The following is a 16,165-nucleotide window of genomic DNA, read 5'->3' as shown; positions in this document are numbered from 1 at the left end:
GAAATAAATAGAAAAAGCAGTAAGGATTTCCCCCTTACTGCTTTCGTATTTTATTCGTCTGCTACGTATGGCAATAATGCCATTTGACGAGCGCGTTTAATAGCAACCGTCAATTTACGTTGATATTTCGCGCTTGTGCCAGTAACACGGCGAGGTAAAATTTTGCCGCGCTCCGAAATGAATTTCTTTAACAAGTCTACATCTTTATAGTCGATATGTGTAATTCCGTTCGCTGTGAAATAGCATACTTTCCGGCGTTTTGCGCGTCCGCCTTTACGTCCTGCCATCATATATCCTCCTTTCTCCTTTATCTTTATCCGATCAAGGCGCCTTTTGCTTTTTGATTAAAACGGTAGGTCATCATCCGAAATATCGATCGTTTGACCATCGTTTGCAAAAGGATCTTCATCTATGCGACTAAAATCTTTTTCGTTTGGATTGCGATGGTTCTGATCTGGTCCAAATGGGAATGGCTCCCCATAGTAGCCGCCTGCTGCCACTCCACGCTGTTCTGCGCTACTTTTCGGCTCAAGAAATTGGACGCTATCAGCAACCACTTCCGTCACATATACACGTCTTCCATCTTGACCTTCATAGCTGCGGGTTTGTAAACGACCGTCTACTCCGGCTAAACTTCCCTTTTTTAAGAAATTCGCGACATTTTCGGCTTGACGACGCCAAACAACGCAGTTAATAAAATCCGCTTCACGTTCACCTTGCTGGTTTGTAAACGGACGATTGACAGCAAGCGTAAACGTGGCAACAGCCACCCCACTTGGAGTATAGCGTAATTCCGGATCTCTCGTTAACCTTCCTACAAGAATTACGCGATTAATCATCAGAACCACCTCTTAATGTTTAAAAAAAATTATTTTTCTTCTTTTACGACAATATGACGGATAATATCGTCGCTGATTCTTGCTAAACGGTCAAACTCTTGCACCGCTTTTGGCTCAGAGACGACATTCAAAATCATGTAATGACCGTCACGGTATTTTTTAATTTCATATGCTAAGCGGCGTTTGCCCCAATCCGTCACATTTGTAATTTCCGCACCATTTTCTTTTAAAATATTATTGAAACGATCCACTACTGCTTGTCTCGCTTCATCGTCTAAATTTGGGCGGATAATGTACATGATTTCGTACTTTCTCACGCTAGTCACCTCCTTTTGGTCTAAACGGCCCTTTTGATAAGGGCAAGGAGTAAAAGATTACTCACATTTTTTGATTATATCATGCTAGAAAACGATAAGCAATATTAAACATTGAAGCGGAAATAAATAATATCGCCATCTTGTACTTCATAATCTTTTCCTTCCAACCGGATTTTTCCTGCCTCGCGTGCTGCCGCCATCGACCCAGCTGCGATTAAATCCTCGTAAGAAACCGTTTCCGCACGAATAAATCCCCGTTCAAAATCGGAGTGAATAATTCCCGCGCACTCTGGCGCTTTCATCCCTCGGCGGAACGTCCATGCGCGCACTTCTTGTTCCCCTGCAGTGAAGAACGTTGCCAATCCAAGCAAGTTATATGATGCACGAATTAATTGATCTAGACCCGATTGTTGAATGCCAAGTTCTTGTAAAAACAACTCTTTTTCCTCATCATCCAATTGAGCGATTTCTTCTTCAATTTTCGCGCAAACAACGATCACTTCAGCATTGTCGCTTTTCGCAAATTCGCGAACTTGTTTGACGAACGGGTTGGCATCTGGATTAGCGACATCCTCTTCACCGACATTAGCAACATATAACATCGGTTTGATCGTTAATAGGTGAAGCTGCTTGACTACTTTCATTTCTTCCTCTGTAAATGAAAGCGTACGCGCTGGTTTTCCTGCTTCGAACGTTTCTTTCAGGCGCACCAGAATATCATATTCAAAAACGGCGTCTTTATCTTTTTGTTTCGCTATTTTGCCGACGCGGTCTATGCGTTTATCGACCGTTTCTAAGTCGGCGAAAATTAGCTCTAAATTAATCGTTTCAATATCGGCAAGCGGATCGACTCTTCCCGCTACATGGGTGATATTTTCATCCGTAAAACAACGAACGACTTGACAAATGGCGTCGACTTGGCGAATGTGCGATAAAAATTTATTCCCAAGCCCCTCTCCTTTACTTGCCCCTTTGACAATTCCGGCAATATCGGTAAATTCAAACACGGTCGGTACCGTACGTTGCGGTTTGAACATTTCCGTCAACACTTTCAACCGCTCATCCGGCACTTCAACAATACCAACGTTTGGTTCAATTGTACAGAAAGGATAATTAGCAGATTCTGCTCCCGCTTTTGTAATCGCATTAAATAGCGTCGACTTTCCAACGTTCGGCAAACCGACGATTCCTGCTGTTAATCCCATAATTTTTCCACTCCTCTTTTCCGTTCACATCTTTCCTCATTATAGTGAGTCCAAAAGAAAATGACAAGCGCATTCGTAGATTGCCGAAGTTCGCCCCGCCCCCGGAATGCCAACATTGCCGCTTATCGCTACAAGCGCGTCAATCCAGCGAATCGTATTGCCGCCATTGGCATATCGCTGCATGCCAAGCCCTAAATATGTCGCAGTTGGACGCTCTCCGTAAATAACAGCTAATTGCGTCATCACGTCGCGGTCTACTTCCGTGAGACGCTCAATTTTTTCCATCGTTATACTTTCCAGTACCGCCTCGACATCGGCAAACCCAATGGTATGCTGTTCAATAAACGCTCAGTCTTCCAAACCTAAGCGCAGCATTTCTTTTATAATTCCCATCGCCAAAAACGCGTCCATCCCCGATATACATGTCGGATGTGTTTCATCCCCGTCTACTTTTGTTGCTTTTCCGTTTTGAATCATTACTTTTAATCCGCACACATCCTAACAATTTAACGAGCAAGATGTGACGCGTATCTCTTCCATAACTCTCCTCTCCTTTTCGTTATAGAAAGAGCATGAGGTCGTTACTCCTCATGCTTGACTAACACTTTTTTCATCTTTCGTACAAATTCTTTTCGCGGAAGCAGCACGCTATGGGCGCAACCTTCGCATTTGATGCGAATATCGGCGCCTAAACGAATCACTTTCCAGCGGTTTGTTCCGCACGGATGCGGCTTTTTCATTTCCACGATATCGTATAATCCAAACTCTTTATTTTCCATTGGCTCACCCCCGTCTTTTGCTTAGGCGTTTCCCTTTGCTTGCTGAGCAGATTGTTTTTCTTGTTCATTGCGATCATGAAGAACAAAGCGTGGATATGGGATTTTAATTCCTTTTTCATCTAAATGCATTTTTACTTCTTTGCGAATCGCTCTTGCTACGGAAACGTGGCGCATTGGTTTCGTTTCACAAGTAATACGCATGACCACTTCAGAATTCGTTAAATTTTGAACGCCTAACAACTCAGGCGGGGCAACCATATCTTCATATTTTGCCGGCAATTGCGGCAGAAGTTCGAGAATCGCTTCCTCTACCTTTTCAATGTCCTCTTCATAAGCGATGTTGACATCCACTACCGCAATGCTATTATTCAAAGAATAATTCGTCACTTGCGCAATACTTCCATTTGGCAGAATATGAACTTCCCCTGTCCAACTTCTAATTTTGGTTACCCTTAGGCCAATTGCCTCAACATATCCTTCAAAATTACCTATTCGTACATAATCCCCAACCGCAAACTGATCCTCAAAAATAATAAAAAATCCGGTAATGACATCTTTCACTAAGCTTTGCGCGCCAAAACCGACAGCAAGTCCAACAATACCAGCACCTGCCAAAATTGCTTTTACTTCCACGCCAAACGTATCTAAAATCATAATCAGCGCAATAAAATATAGTACGTACGTAATCACATTATCAAGAAGCCGCAACAACGTTGCTTCCCGCCGCTCCGAAATGCGGATTGGAGCTTTTTGCCGCATTTTAAAAATATTATGGATCGCAACTTTTAAAACCTTCGTCACAATCATGCATAATACTAAAATAATAATGATTTTGAGCGTTCCTGCCCCTAATTTCACCCAAAAATCTTCATTTGCAGCAAATCCAAATAAAGAGTCTAAAATCTTTTTCACTGTATCCAATGTTGTTCACACCTCTGCATCATTTTACGCTTTGCATCAACTATTTTAACAAGATTACAAATCAATTTGTAGCAATAAACATAATGTATATAATTTTCGTTTTTTCCGTATACTGTTAATACTTTGATGACAATTAGGAGTGGGTATGATGAGTATACCATCTATTTTTTTCTCATCCAAAGATGATAGAGAGCGTATTTTTCATGATGAACAAGGAGCTTCTACATTAATAGCGCTGCGGCTTATTTCACTGCTTCCTTCCCCTTTATCGCAGCCTGCCGCCATTGTTTGTATCGGTACGGATCGCTCTACCGGCGATTCGCTCGGGCCGCTTGTTGGTACGATGCTAAAAGAAAAACACCTTTCTCACTTCCATGTATATGGGACATTGGAAGAGCCGATCCATGCCGTAAACCTAGAAGAAAAAATCACCGCGATTCGTTCAATTCATGACGACGTATTCATGATTGCAATTGACGCTTGCTTAGGACGGCTCAAAAGCGTTGGCGCCATTACGATCGCAAAAGGGCCGGTACGGCCAGGCGCCGGGGTGAATAAACAGCTTCCACCTGTCGGTGATCTTCATATTACCGGAGTAGTGAACGTTAGCGGATTTATGGAATTTTTCGTTTTGCAAAATACTCGTCTTCATCTTGTGATGAACATGGCAAAAACGATCGCCAACGGCATTTATGAGGCGGATCGAAAATTAAGCCGAAAGGAATTTTGGACGAATACAACCATCGTCAAAGACTCCCAACAGCCATTCTAATCATAAAAAATCCCCTCTTTGTTGTGATGAACAAGAAGGGGGTTCTTTGTTTTTAAAAAAAATGAAGAACGGAAACCGCGAAAGCAGTTACTATAATGCTAGGCAGCAAATTCGCTACACGTATGTTCGTAATACCAAGCATATTTAAACCAATCGCCATAATTAAAATTCCTCCTGTTGCCGTCGATTCAGTAATGAACGAATCGACAATTTCTTTTGGCACCCATCGCTCAATTTGCGTCGCAAGCAGTGCGATTCCTCCCATCACCGTTGCTTTTAATCGTTCCGGGATATGTTGGAATAATTTCCCTAGCAATGACCCGACCACAATACAAATTCCATTTACAATCGTCCCTAATAGTACCACGATGCGTTTCCTCCCGTTCATTACCATAAAAAAATAAACCACCAAAGATGATGGCCTACTTATTCATCCAATCGCACATCTAACAATTCTAGTATTCTTTCTAAATCTTCAGAAGAGAAAAATTCAATCTCAATTTTTCCTTTTTTTCGAGTTTGTTTAATCGTTACATTCGTTCCAAATTTTTCCCTTAATAAAGATTCACTTTCCTTCAGAAAAACGCTTTTTTCCACCGGTTTTCGCTTTGGTGTTTCACGTGAAACATTTTTATTCATTTCTTGAATGAGCTTTTCTAGTTGGCGGACGTTTAACTGCTCGCGAATAATACGGTCAACAACGAATTTCATCTTATTTTTGTGCTTCAGCCCTAACAGCGCACGGCCATGCCCCATCGAAAGCGTTCCATCTACAAGCATCTTTTGTACGTCCTTTGGCAACGACAATAAACGAAGATGATTGGCGATATGAGGGCGGCTTTTTCCTACGCGGCTGGCAATCTCTTCTTGTGTAAGCTGCAGCTTTTCCATTAACATTTTATAAGCCATTGCCTCTTCAATCGGATTTAAATCTTCACGCTGCAAATTTTCCAACAGAGCCAGTTCCATCATTTGCTCATCTGTCAATTCACGCACGACAACCGGAACGGTTTTTAAATTCGCTTCTTTTGCGGCGCGATAACGCCGTTCCCCAACGACAATTTCAAACCCTTTTATACTTTTCCGCACGATCAATGGCTGCAAAATCCCGTGCTGCAAAATCGACTGCTTTAATTCTTCAATCGCTTCCTGATGAAACACTTTCCTCGGCTGATAAGGGTTTGGGTGAAGTTCGCGGATATCCACTTCTTTTATTGTTTCTTCTTCCTTTAACGTCAAATTGGAAAACAACGCATCAATTCCTTTGCCAAGACCTTTAGCCACGCTCTAACACCTCCTTCGCCAATTCTAAATATACTTCCGCGCCCCGTGATTTGACATCGTACAAAATAATTGGTTTTCCATGGCTCGGCGCTTCACTTAACCGGACGTTTCGCGGGATGATCGTGTTATATACTTTTTCGCGGAAATATTTTTTTACTTCTTGAATAACTTGAATACCTAAATTCGTACGGGCATCCAGCATCGTTAACAAAACGCCTTCAAGCCGTAAATCATGATTTAAATGTTTTTGTACAAGCCGAATCGTATTTAAAAGCTGACTAAGTCCTTCAAGCGCATAATATTCACATTGAACAGGAATAAGAACGGAATTGGCTGCCGTTAACGCGTTTAGCGTTAATAATCCCAATGAAGGAGGGCAGTCGATAATAATAAAGTCATATGCTTCCCGCAACGGATCGAGCGCATTTTTTAAACGAATTTCACGCGAAATAACCGATACGAGCTCAATTTCCGCCCCTGCTAATTGAATGGTTGCCGGGATAATATGTAAGTTTTCAATATTGGTTGGTCTTATCACATCTTTCGCTTTTAAATCCCCAATAATAACGTTATAAATACACTCATCGACGTCTCCTTTTTCAATTCCGATTCCGCTCGTCGCATTTCCTTGCGGGTCAATATCCACAAGTAATACTTTTTTTCCAATATGCGCTAAACAAGCTGCTAAATTAACCGCTGTCGTCGTCTTTCCGACTCCGCCTTTTTGATTTGCGATTGCAATTACTTTGCCCACGATGCCACCTACCTCTAATTCTTACTCATATTGTTTATTTTAACATGAAACAAATAAAATGGACTTGTTTTCTATTTATAGAAAGAAAAAAAACCCCATCAAAGATAACTTGATGAGGCAAAACATTCTTCGGTTCATTACTTTTTCGGAATGCGAATCGTAATTTGATAATAGTCTTCAAATTCTTCTTCTTCTGAATCAACAGCAACGCCGCTGTTTGCCACCATGGTGAGCGACTGCCGGATGGTGTTGACGGCGATGCGCATATCTTTACTAAATGCTTTTCGTTTTGGTTTCGGTTTCGGATTCGCCGCTTCTAGCATTTTCAATACACGATCTTCCGTTTGTTTCACGTTTAATTGCTTATCAATGATTTCTTGCAACAATTTTAATTGCTTTTCTTTATCTTTTAAGACGATTAATGCGCGTGCATGACGTTCCGTAATGGTTCGATGCAACAAAGCTTCCTGCACTTCTTGCGGCAGCTTCAGCAGACGCAGTTTATTTGCGATCGTCGATTGTCCTTTTCCAAGCCGTTGCGCTAACGCCTCTTGTGTCAAATTATGTAGCTCTAATAGCTTCGCATACGCCATCGCTTCCTCAATCGGTGTCAACTCTTCACGCTGCAAATTCTCAATTAATGCTACTGAAGCGGTTTCTTTGTCATTTAGATTTTTAATAATCGCTGGAATTTCCGACCAACCGAGCTTTTGAACGGCGCGCCATCTTCGTTCTCCTGCAATAATTTCAAACTTTCCATCCTCGCACTCGCGGACAACAATCGGCTGGATAATGCCATGCGTATGGATCGTTAATGCAAGTTCTTCAATTTTTTCTTCGTCAAAAATCGTCCGTGGCTGAAAGCGGTTTGGAACAATTTTAGAAACCGGAATTTTTCTTACTTCTTCTTTTTCTTGTTTTTCCATCGTCTCTTCCTGTTCCTTTTCTCCAAAGCTAAAGAAGCGAGAGAAAGGATGCTTCATTCCCCTTACACCACCTTTAAAAACTCTCCCCTAGATTGTAAAAAATTCATTGAATTGGTTGCTTATTTGGCATTCCCGGTTTGCGAGGATATTTGTTTGGCGTATTTCTCACTTTTTGAATAAAAATAATCGTTCGTTCACTTTGTTCTATCGGCAGCATAAACCGCTCGATCGCGGAAATTTCCCCGCCAAGCACATCAATCGCTTTTTTCCCTTGTTCCAATTCTTCCTGTGCCGAGGCGGCTTTCATGGCGATAAAGGTGCCATTCACTTTGACAAGCGGAAGACACAACTCACTTAATACGGACATTCGCGCCACTGCCCTTGCAGTGACAATATCAAATGATTCGCGGAATTCTTTTTTTCTTCCAAACGTTTCGGCCCGATCGTGATAAAAGGCGACATCGGTTAATCCTAACTCGGCTGCTAAATGCTCGAGAAAGGCGATGCGCTTTTGCAATGAATCGACAATCGACAATTTCAGATGCGGAAAACAAATTTTTAACGGAACGCTTGGAAATCCTGCACCTGCGCCTACATCGCAAATGGATAATGATTGGGAAAAATCATAGTAAAAAGCCGGAGAAAGAGAATCAAAAAAATGTTTTAAATACACGCTGGGCTTGTCCGTGATGGCAGTTAAATTCATCTTTTCATTCCATTCCATTAACAACTCATAATACCGCTCAAATTGTGCCAATGCTTGAGAAGAGAGAGAAATCCCTTTCTCCTCAAGCATGGTATGAAACTGTGCTGTATCCATACTCCAATCCTTTCCCTAATTTTTATTCATTCGACACTCGTGCGATTCTTCCTTGTTCTAAATACACTAATAATATCGAAATATCGGCAGGATTTACCCCTGAGATGCGCGAAGCTTGTGCAATCGACAATGGTCGGACTTGTTTTAGTTTTTGCCGCGCTTCTGTCGCTAAGCCGTGAATGGCATCATAATCGATATCTTCCGGAATCTTTTTATTTTCCATTTTTTTGAGGCGTTCGACTTGCTGCAACGATTTTTGAATATATCCTTCGTATTTAATTTGAATTTCTACTTGTTCCGCCACTTCTGGTGAAATCTCTTCTTCCGCCGGAGCAAGCTGTTTAATATGTTCATATGTCATTTCCGGACGCCGCAGCAAGTCAGCAGCGCGAATTCCGTCTTTCAACTCGCTTCCGCCGGCTTGGCGAATCACTTCTTGTACTTCTGGAGTCGGTTTAATGATATAGGTTTGAAGCCGTTTTTTCTCTCTTTCGATCGCTTCTTTTTTCGCCAAAAATTTTTGATAACGTTCCTCAGAAATAAGGCCGATTTTATACCCAAGTTCGGTCAGACGCAAATCGGCATTGTCATGGCGAAGAAGCAAGCGATATTCCGCACGGGATGTCAACAATCGATATGGTTCATTCGTTCCCTTTGTGACAAGATCGTCAATCAACACGCCAATATAAGCATCCGAACGACTTAAAATAATTTCTTCTTTTCCAAGCGCCCGATGCGCTGCGTTAATGCCAGCGATAATTCCTTGTCCCGCCGCTTCCTCATATCCGGACGTTCCGTTAATTTGTCCAGCTGTATACAAGTTTTTCACTAGTTTTGTTTCCAACGTTGGCCACAATTGAGTTGGAACGATTGCGTCATATTCAATCGCATAGCCTGCCCGCATTAATTGCGCCTTTTCAAGACCAGGAATCGTCGTAAGCAGCTGCCGTTGAATATGCTCCGGCAAGCTTGTCGACAATCCTTGCACATATACTTCTTCCGTTTCGCGTCCTTCTGGTTCTAAAAAGATTTGGTGGCGCGGTTTATCATGGAAACGCACGATTTTATCTTCAATCGATGGGCAATAACGCGGACCCGTTCCTTTGATCATTCCGGAATACATTGGCGATAAATGTAAGTTTTCGTCGATAATCCGATGTGTCTCTGGCGTTGTATACGTAAGCCAGCATGGCAATTGGTCGGTAATATATTCCGTCGTTTCATACGAAAATGCCCGCGGAACATCGTCACCTGGCTGGATTTCCGTTTTGCTATAGTCAATCGTGCGGCTGTTGACGCGCGGCGGCGTTCCTGTTTTAAAGCGGACAAGCTCAAAACCCAGCTCTTCTAAATGCTCGGACAACTTAATCGACGGTTGTTGATTGTTTGGTCCGCTGGAATACTTAATGTCTCCGATAATAATTTCTCCGCGCAAAAATGTCCCTGTCGTAATAACAACCGTTTTTGCATAATAATGTGCTCCCGTATGGGTAATAACCCCTTTGCATACACCGTCTTCCACGATCAAACGTTCCACTTTTCCTTGCAGTAATGTAAGATTTTCTTGATTTTCAAGCGTTTTTTTCATTTCGCGTTGATATAACACTTTGTCTGCTTGCGCGCGCAATGCCCGCACCGCTGGACCTTTTCCAGTGTTGAGCATCCGCATTTGGATGTACGTTTTATCGATATTTTTTGCCATTTCTCCGCCTAACGCATCGATTTCACGAACAACAATTCCTTTTGCTGGACCGCCGATCGATGGGTTACATGGCATAAATGCGATCATATCAAGGTTTAATGTAATCACTAACGTTTTGGCGCCAATGCGCGCTGCCGCTAACGCCGCTTCGCATCCAGCATGGCCGGCGCCAACGACAATGACGTCATATGAACCTCCATGATAGTCCATAGCCACATGCCTCCTTCATTATTTTCCTAAACAAAATTGCGAAAACAGCTGATCAATTAGGCTCTCATGCACCGTATCCCCAATAATTTCTCCAAGAAGCTCCCATGCTCTCGTTAAATCGATTTGTACAAGATCGACTGGCATTCCGGATTCAATTCCAGAAATCGCATCCTCTATCGCCTTTTTTGCTTGATGAAGCAAAGCGATATGACGCGAATTCGAAACATACGTAAGATCCCCTGCTTCGACAGAACCGCTGAAAAACATGTCGGAAATGGCTGTTTCTAAATCTTCAATCCCTTTTTCGTGCAATAAAGATGTTGTAATAATCGGGCGACCGTCCGCTAATTGTTTGACTCGATCCATATCGATATTTTTTGGTAAATCTGTTTTATTAACGATAACGATGAAATCCATCCCTTTTACCATTTCGAACAGCTTTTCATCTTCTTCTGTCAGCGGCTCATGATAATTTAATACAAGCAAAATTAAATCGGCCTCTTTTAACTTTTGCCGTGAACGTTCTACACCAATTCGCTCGACGATATCTTCTGTTTCGCGAATTCCCGCCGTATCGATTAACCGAAGCGGAACACCGCGGACATTAACATACTCTTCGATCACATCGCGCGTCGTTCCAGGAATATCCGTCACAATCGCCTTATTTTCGTGAACGAGCGCATTTAATAACGACGATTTCCCGACGTTCGGTCTGCCGATAATGACCGTTGCTAAACCTTCGCGCAGAATTTTGCCTTGTTGCGCGGTTTGCAGCAATTTTTCAATTTGCTCGCGCACGTATTGTGCCTTTTCCATTAACAGATGAGGCGTCATCTCTTCCACATCATCATATTCTGGATAATCAATATTCACTTCCACATGGGCAAGTGTTTCTAAAATCGCTTGCCGCAATTCGCGAATTCGTTTCGATAAGCGCCCTTCCATTTGCTGCAGCGCCACGTTCATCGCTCGGTCTGTTTTCGCTCGAATCAAATCAATAACCGCTTCCGCTTGAGACAAGTCAATTCGTCCGTTTAAAAACGCGCGCTTTGTAAATTCTCCTGGCTCAGCAAGCCGCGCCCCATTAGTTAATACGAGCTGCAATACACGATTGACCGATACTAAGCCACCGTGGCAATTAATTTCAACGATGTCTTCCCTTGTAAACGTCTTTGGCGCTCGCATCACCGATACCATTACCTCTTCGACCGTCTGGCCGCTTTTTGGATCCACAATATGACCGTAATGAATCGTATGTGACGGAACGTCTTTAAGACGCTTTCCGCTTGGACTTTGAAAAATGCGGTCAGCGATCGCAATCGCTTCGTCGCCGCTCAGTCTGACAATCGCGATTGCTCCTTCTCCCATCGGCGTGGAGATCGCAGCAATCGTATCAAATTCCATCAATTCCTCACCTCTTTTTGCTGACAAAAAGCCAATCTATCTATATGTTAGACAACTACCGTTGTCAATAACGATCTATCCACAATTTTTTCGTTAATCATTTCAATTTTAACTTATCCACATGTGAATAACAACATGAAGTGCTCATCCTTAAACCTAAAAAATGTAAACAAAAAAAGAAGAAAAAGAGGCTGCCTCGCTTGTTTCAGAGATAGCCCCTTTTCATCAATGTGGATTTACATGATTGGAGATACTACAACATAACGATGTGGTTCTTCTCCAACCGAATAAGTAGTTACTTTTTTATAGTTCGCTAACGCATTATGAATAATTTTTCGTTCATGCGCTGGAAGCGGCTCCAACTTTACTTCTTTTCCAGTTTTTATCGCTTTTTCCGCTAACTTCTGCGCCAGCTGAATCAGCGTTTTTTCTCTTCGTTCCCGATAATTTTCCGCATCGACGATAATGGAAACATATTCTTTTGCATAGCGGTTTGCGACAAGCTGAGTCAATAATTGCAATGAATTTAATGTTTGTCCATGTTTTCCGATCAATAAACCTACTTGTTCTCCTGTGATCATGAATGTTATCCGCTTGCCATCTTGTTGCTTCTCTATTTTTGCTGCTGTTACTCCCATCTGTTTTACAACATTTTTTAAAAATAACTCTGCTTCTTCTACTGGATCTATCATAAGTTTTGCTTTTACCACTGCAGGTCTGCTTCCAAAAATCCCAAACAGCCCTTTTCTTCCTTTATCCAACACCGTAATTTCTGCACGATCCCTCGAAACACCGAGCTGTTGCAGCGCTAACTGCACAGCTTCATCTACGGTCGCGGCGGTCGCGGTTACTTCTTTCACTTTTTCTTTCCTCCTGAATGAGCAGAGTCCACATTCGGCCCTTTAATGAAATACGTTTGCACAATAGAGAAAATATTCCCGACTACCCAATAAAGCGATAAAGCAGCTGGGAAATTAATCGCGAAAATCACGATCATAATCGGCATCATCCAAAGCATCATCGCCATTTGCGGATTTTGTTGTCCAGCGCCAGCCATCATTATTTTTTGTTGGATAAATGTCGTAATCCCTGCGACAATCGGTAAAATAAAATATGGGTCTTTTTCGCCGAGATCAAACCATAAAAAGTTATGTTCCGCAATTTCTCTCGTACGCATAATGGCATGATAAAATCCAATTAAAATCGGCATTTGAATAAGAATTGGGAAACAACCTGCCATCGGGTTTACACCGTGTTTTTGAAACAACAACATCATTTCTTGCTGGAGCTTTTGTTGTGTTTGCATATCCTTAGAGCTATATTTTTCCCGAAGCTTTTGTATTTCCGGTTGCAGCGCTTGCATCGCTTTCGCATTTTTTGTTTGCTGGATCATTAACGGTAAAATAAGCAAACGAATGAAGATGGTTACAATAACAATCGACAATCCAAAGTTTCCGCCTAAAGCATTAGCGACATATTTAATTAGCCAAGAGAGCGGGTAAACGATATACTCATTCCAAAAACCTTTGCTCTCCGGCGTAATTGGTTCGTTAATTTGCGTACAGCCCGATATGAGTGCAAGCAATGCCATTAACCCAACCGTTAACCAAATTCGCCTCTTCACCATCTTTTTCCTCCTAACCGACAAATTCACATTACCCTAAATATGTATTTTAGCATCATTTCAAACAAAATGGGCGCTCTTTTTTCAGCGAGAAACCGTAGCATCGGGAGTAAAATAGATGCCTTATTTTATATCTCTTTTCAGCGCGCCCGCCTTGCGCAATACATGCAGCAAGCTTTTCTTCACCTCAAAATATGTCATTTCTGCAACTGGGAGCCTAGCAATAATCACATAATCTTTTTGAGGCATAATATCGTCTTTCATCTCCAAAAAAACTTGTCGAATGTAACGTTTAATTCGATTTCTTACAACCGCCTTCCCAAGCTTTTTACTCACTGATAAACCGATCCGGAAATACGGTTGTTCAGGACGGTCAAGCATATAAATAACAAACTGTCGATTCGCCATCGATGTACCGCGCTGGAACACTTCTTGAAATTCTTTGTTTTTCTTTATGCGATACTTTTTCTTCATCGTGCGGAAACACTCCATCTTTTTCAATCTCTATAATCACTATCCTCTTGAGAAAAAAGACCACTGAAGTTTCAGTGGCCTATGCGGATAATACTTTTCTTCCTTTACGACGACGACGCGCAAGCACTTTTCTGCCATTTCTCGTACTCATGCGCGCACGGAACCCATGAACTTTGCTACGCTTCCGTTTATTTGGTTGGTATGTCCGTTTCATCTATGACACCTCCCTGAGGAATAACTGTTACGGGCAGTCTTTCTAATTATATTGAACAATCTAGCAAAATGTCAACCGCTCCAGGATTTTTCCCTCGTTCACGAAGTTGTGGATAATTTTTTAGACACCATTTTACATATCCACATAATTTATCGACAATTTTTTCACATCTTTCACCTATGTGGATAATTATTTTTTCACAACGTCTTTCTTTTGTGGATAATTTTAAAAATCCATTGCAACATGCTAGTTTATTTGCTATTATTATTGTGTTTTCATTATGGATAATTGTGTGAATAAGAAAATTTATCCACATTTTGTGGATATGTTGTGGATATGTTTTTTTACAACTTGTTTATAAAGTTATCCACATGTAGTGGATTTTGTCGAAATACCATCTTTTTTCCTTATTATTATGTTATTTCCACAGATTCTTTTTTTAAACGATTCAAAGGAGGGGGCAACGGGTGGAAAACATCCATGATTTATGGAATCGTGTGCTCGGGGAAATCGAAAAGAAAATTAGCAAGCCAAGCTTTGAAACTTGGTTAAAATCAACAAAAGCCCACTCTTTACGAGGTGACACGCTTGTCATCATAGCCCCAAACGAATTTGCAAGAGACTGGCTTGATTCCCGCTACTCTCGCTTGATTGCTGAAACCATTTACGACATCACTGGAGAAGAACTGTTGATCAAGTTCATTACTCCCCCTAATCAATCCGAAGATGATTTTGAATTTCAGCGATCTTCGAAAAAGCATCGAAAGTCATACGAGGAATCAACGGATTTTCCGCAAAGCATGCTGAATCCAAAATATACGTTCGACACGTTTGTCATCGGTTCCGGCAATCGTTTTGCCCATGCAGCTTCTTTAGCGGTGGCAGAAGCGCCGGCGAAAGCATATAATCCGCTATTTATTTACGGCGGGGTTGGCTTAGGCAAAACGCATTTAATGCACGCGATCGGCCATTACGTCATTGAACATAATCCGTCCGCGAAAGTAGTGTATTTATCATCAGAAAAATTTACAAATGAATTTATCAACGCGATTCGTGACAATCGCCCCGATGATTTTCGCAACAAATATCGGAACGTTGATGTCCTATTAATTGATGATATTCAGTTTTTAGCGGGAAAAGAACAAACTCAAGAGGAATTTTTCCATACGTTTAATACATTGCATGAAGAAAGTAAACAAATCGTTATCTCCAGCGATCGGCCGCCAAAAGAGATTCCGACATTGGAAGACCGCCTTCGCTCACGGTTTGAATGGGGGCTTATTACGGATATCACTCCTCCTGACTTAGAAACGAGGATCGCTATCCTCAGAAAGAAAGCAAAGGCGGAAGGATTTGATATTCCGAATGAAGTGATGCTGTATATCGCTAATCAAATTGACTCTAACATTCGTGAGCTGGAAGGAGCCCTCATACGCGTTGTAGCTTACTCATCGCTGATCAATAAAGAAATTACTGCTGATTTAGCGGCAGAGGCGTTAAAGGATATTATTCCGAGTACAAAACCAAAAGTCATTACCATTCAAGATATTCAACGCGTTGTCGGCCAGCATTTCAATATTAAACTAGAAGATTTTAAAGCTAAGAAAAGAACGAAATCTGTCGCTTTTCCGCGCCAAATCGCTATGTACCTTTCGCGAGAACTTACCGATTGTTCATTGCCGAAAATTGGTGATGAATTTGGAGGCCGTGACCATACGACAGTCATTCATGCCCATGAAAAAATTTCTAAGCTTCTCCAAACAGATGCTCAATTGCAAAAACATATAAAAGAGATTGAAGAGAAACTAAAGCAATTGTGAATAACTAGTGAATGGTTACACACAGTCTATCCACATGTGGACAGACTGTGTTTCCTTTACTTTTTTTACTTATCCACATTTCAACAAGCATTATTACTAG

The 16,165-nt window shown here is 41.7% G+C and carries 19 protein-coding genes and 1 pseudogene; 2 read left to right on the top strand and 18 right to left on the bottom strand.

All coding sequences use genetic code 11. The features are described 5' to 3' along the window. Window positions 1–50: 50 nt before the first annotated feature. The 7 genes and pseudogenes from rpsR to FNL97_RS00070 all read right to left on the bottom strand — a co-directional run bounded on the left by rpsR (window position 51) and on the right by FNL97_RS00070 (window position 4,061). Complete coding sequence (rpsR, locus tag FNL97_RS00100) at window positions 51–290, bottom strand: 30S ribosomal protein S18 (RefSeq protein WP_003253854.1); 240 nt, start codon at window positions 288–290, stop codon at window positions 51–53. A gap of 54 nt (window positions 291–344) precedes the next feature. Beyond that, entirely contained in the window at window positions 345–839 is a 495-nt protein-coding gene (gene ssb / locus FNL97_RS00095; protein WP_062754533.1) for a single-stranded DNA-binding protein, read from the bottom strand. Between the two features lie 29 nt (window positions 840–868). Next, window positions 869–1,156 (bottom strand): 30S ribosomal protein S6, encoded by a 288-nt coding sequence (rpsF, locus tag FNL97_RS00090; RefSeq protein WP_015865412.1) that lies wholly within the window; start codon window positions 1,154–1,156, stop codon window positions 869–871. A gap of 104 nt (window positions 1,157–1,260) precedes the next feature. Continuing rightward, entirely contained in the window at window positions 1,261–2,361 is a 1,101-nt protein-coding gene (ychF, locus tag FNL97_RS00085) for a redox-regulated ATPase YchF (protein WP_062679397.1), read from the bottom strand. Between the two features lie 72 nt (window positions 2,362–2,433). Further along, window positions 2,434–2,784, bottom strand: a pseudogene (locus FNL97_RS18790) (molybdopterin-dependent oxidoreductase); the annotation flags it as partial. A gap of 158 nt (window positions 2,785–2,942) precedes the next feature. Continuing rightward, window positions 2,943–3,140 carry a DUF951 domain-containing protein gene (locus FNL97_RS00075; protein WP_015865414.1) on the bottom strand — a complete coding sequence of 66 codons (198 nt, stop codon included), beginning with the start codon at window positions 3,138–3,140 and terminating at the stop codon, window positions 2,943–2,945. 21 nt (window positions 3,141–3,161) lie between these two features. Then, a complete protein-coding gene (locus tag FNL97_RS00070; RefSeq protein ID WP_143414744.1) occupies window positions 3,162–4,061 on the bottom strand; it encodes a mechanosensitive ion channel family protein in 900 nt (299 codons plus the stop codon). A 148-nt stretch (window positions 4,062–4,209) separates the two neighbouring features. Here FNL97_RS00070 and yyaC point away from each other — a divergent pair, with 148 nt between their 5' ends. Next, window positions 4,210–4,833, top strand: a complete 624-nt coding sequence (gene yyaC, locus FNL97_RS00065; protein ID WP_041269771.1) for a spore protease YyaC — start codon at window positions 4,210–4,212, stop codon at window positions 4,831–4,833. Between the two features lie 52 nt (window positions 4,834–4,885). On the opposite strand, the gene FNL97_RS00060 is transcribed toward yyaC, so the two are convergent. The 11 genes from FNL97_RS00060 to rpmH all read right to left on the bottom strand — a co-directional run bounded on the left by FNL97_RS00060 (window position 4,886) and on the right by rpmH (window position 14,245). Next, window positions 4,886–5,200: a DUF554 family protein gene (locus FNL97_RS00060; RefSeq protein WP_143414743.1), complete on the bottom strand. Its 315-nt coding sequence runs from the start codon at window positions 5,198–5,200 to the stop codon at window positions 4,886–4,888. 59 nt (window positions 5,201–5,259) lie between these two features. Further along, complete coding sequence (locus tag FNL97_RS00055; protein ID WP_015865418.1) at window positions 5,260–6,117, bottom strand: ParB/RepB/Spo0J family partition protein; 858 nt, start codon at window positions 6,115–6,117, stop codon at window positions 5,260–5,262. Continuing rightward, a complete protein-coding gene (locus FNL97_RS00050) occupies window positions 6,110–6,871 on the bottom strand; it encodes a ParA family protein (RefSeq protein WP_015865419.1) in 762 nt (253 codons plus the stop codon). The genes FNL97_RS00055 and FNL97_RS00050 overlap by 8 nt, the downstream gene beginning before the upstream one ends. A gap of 137 nt (window positions 6,872–7,008) precedes the next feature. Continuing rightward, window positions 7,009–7,854, bottom strand: coding sequence for a nucleoid occlusion protein (gene noc / locus FNL97_RS00045; protein WP_015865420.1), 846 nt, complete (start codon window positions 7,852–7,854; stop codon window positions 7,009–7,011). 46 nt (window positions 7,855–7,900) lie between these two features. Next, window positions 7,901–8,617, bottom strand: a complete 717-nt coding sequence (gene rsmG / locus FNL97_RS00040) for a 16S rRNA (guanine(527)-N(7))-methyltransferase RsmG (protein WP_062679401.1) — start codon at window positions 8,615–8,617, stop codon at window positions 7,901–7,903. Between the two features lie 22 nt (window positions 8,618–8,639). Next, window positions 8,640–10,529, bottom strand: a complete 1,890-nt coding sequence (gene mnmG, locus FNL97_RS00035; protein ID WP_062679402.1) for a tRNA uridine-5-carboxymethylaminomethyl(34) synthesis enzyme MnmG — start codon at window positions 10,527–10,529, stop codon at window positions 8,640–8,642. An 18-nt stretch (window positions 10,530–10,547) separates the two neighbouring features. Beyond that, window positions 10,548–11,933 carry a tRNA uridine-5-carboxymethylaminomethyl(34) synthesis GTPase MnmE gene (mnmE, locus tag FNL97_RS00030; protein WP_143414742.1) on the bottom strand — a complete coding sequence of 462 codons (1,386 nt, stop codon included), beginning with the start codon at window positions 11,931–11,933 and terminating at the stop codon, window positions 10,548–10,550. 236 nt (window positions 11,934–12,169) lie between these two features. Next, a complete protein-coding gene (gene jag, locus FNL97_RS00025; RefSeq protein ID WP_015865424.1) occupies window positions 12,170–12,793 on the bottom strand; it encodes an RNA-binding cell elongation regulator Jag/EloR in 624 nt (207 codons plus the stop codon). Next, window positions 12,790–13,560, bottom strand: a complete 771-nt coding sequence (gene spoIIIJ, locus FNL97_RS00020; RefSeq protein WP_062679404.1) for a YidC family membrane integrase SpoIIIJ — start codon at window positions 13,558–13,560, stop codon at window positions 12,790–12,792. Before spoIIIJ ends, jag begins: the two co-directional genes overlap by 4 nt. A gap of 120 nt (window positions 13,561–13,680) precedes the next feature. After that, window positions 13,681–14,031, bottom strand: coding sequence for a ribonuclease P protein component (rnpA, locus tag FNL97_RS00015; RefSeq protein ID WP_015865426.1), 351 nt, complete (start codon window positions 14,029–14,031; stop codon window positions 13,681–13,683). 79 nt (window positions 14,032–14,110) lie between these two features. Beyond that, a complete protein-coding gene (rpmH, locus tag FNL97_RS00010) occupies window positions 14,111–14,245 on the bottom strand; it encodes a 50S ribosomal protein L34 (RefSeq protein ID WP_015865427.1) in 135 nt (44 codons plus the stop codon). A 467-nt stretch (window positions 14,246–14,712) separates the two neighbouring features. On the opposite strand from rpmH, the gene dnaA reads away from it, so the two are divergent. Then, the gene (gene dnaA, locus FNL97_RS00005; protein ID WP_062679405.1) at window positions 14,713–16,065 is read left to right on the top strand and encodes a chromosomal replication initiator protein DnaA; all 1,353 of its coding nucleotides are present in this window, start codon (window positions 14,713–14,715) and stop codon (window positions 16,063–16,065) included. Window positions 16,066–16,165 lie beyond the last annotated feature (100 nt).

It is taken from the genome of Geobacillus sp. E263, assembly GCF_007197795.1.
Classification (GTDB): Bacteria; Bacillota; Bacilli; order Bacillales; family Anoxybacillaceae; genus Parageobacillus_B; species Parageobacillus_B toebii.
This window is presented reverse-complemented; position numbering and strand designations above follow the sequence as displayed.

Bases quoted from the DNA above. Each gene is read 5' to 3' on its own strand.
- rpsR (WP_003253854.1), bottom strand. From the start codon at position 290: ATGATGGCAGGACGTAAAGGCGGACGCGCAAAACGCCGGAAAGTATGC.
- ssb (WP_062754533.1), bottom strand. From the start codon at position 839: ATGATTAATCGCGTAATTCTTGTAGGAAGGTTAACGAGAGATCCGGAA.
- ychF (WP_062679397.1), bottom strand. From the start codon at position 2,361: ATGGGATTAACAGCAGGAATCGTCGGTTTGCCGAACGTTGGAAAGTCG.
- FNL97_RS00075 (WP_015865414.1), bottom strand. From the start codon at position 3,140: ATGGAAAATAAAGAGTTTGGATTATACGATATCGTGGAAATGAAAAAG.
- yyaC (WP_041269771.1), top strand. From the start codon at position 4,210: ATGAGTATACCATCTATTTTTTTCTCATCCAAAGATGATAGAGAGCGT.
- noc (WP_015865420.1), bottom strand. From the start codon at position 7,854: ATGAAGCATCCTTTCTCTCGCTTCTTTAGCTTTGGAGAAAAGGAACAG.
- rsmG (WP_062679401.1), bottom strand. From the start codon at position 8,617: ATGGATACAGCACAGTTTCATACCATGCTTGAGGAGAAAGGGATTTCT.
- mnmG (WP_062679402.1), bottom strand. From the start codon at position 10,529: ATGGACTATCATGGAGGTTCATATGACGTCATTGTCGTTGGCGCCGGC.
- mnmE (WP_143414742.1), bottom strand. From the start codon at position 11,933: ATGGAATTTGATACGATTGCTGCGATCTCCACGCCGATGGGAGAAGGA.
- spoIIIJ (WP_062679404.1), bottom strand. From the start codon at position 13,560: ATGGTGAAGAGGCGAATTTGGTTAACGGTTGGGTTAATGGCATTGCTT.
- rnpA (WP_015865426.1), bottom strand. From the start codon at position 14,031: ATGAAGAAAAAGTATCGCATAAAGAAAAACAAAGAATTTCAAGAAGTG.
- rpmH (WP_015865427.1), bottom strand. From the start codon at position 14,245: ATGAAACGGACATACCAACCAAATAAACGGAAGCGTAGCAAAGTTCAT.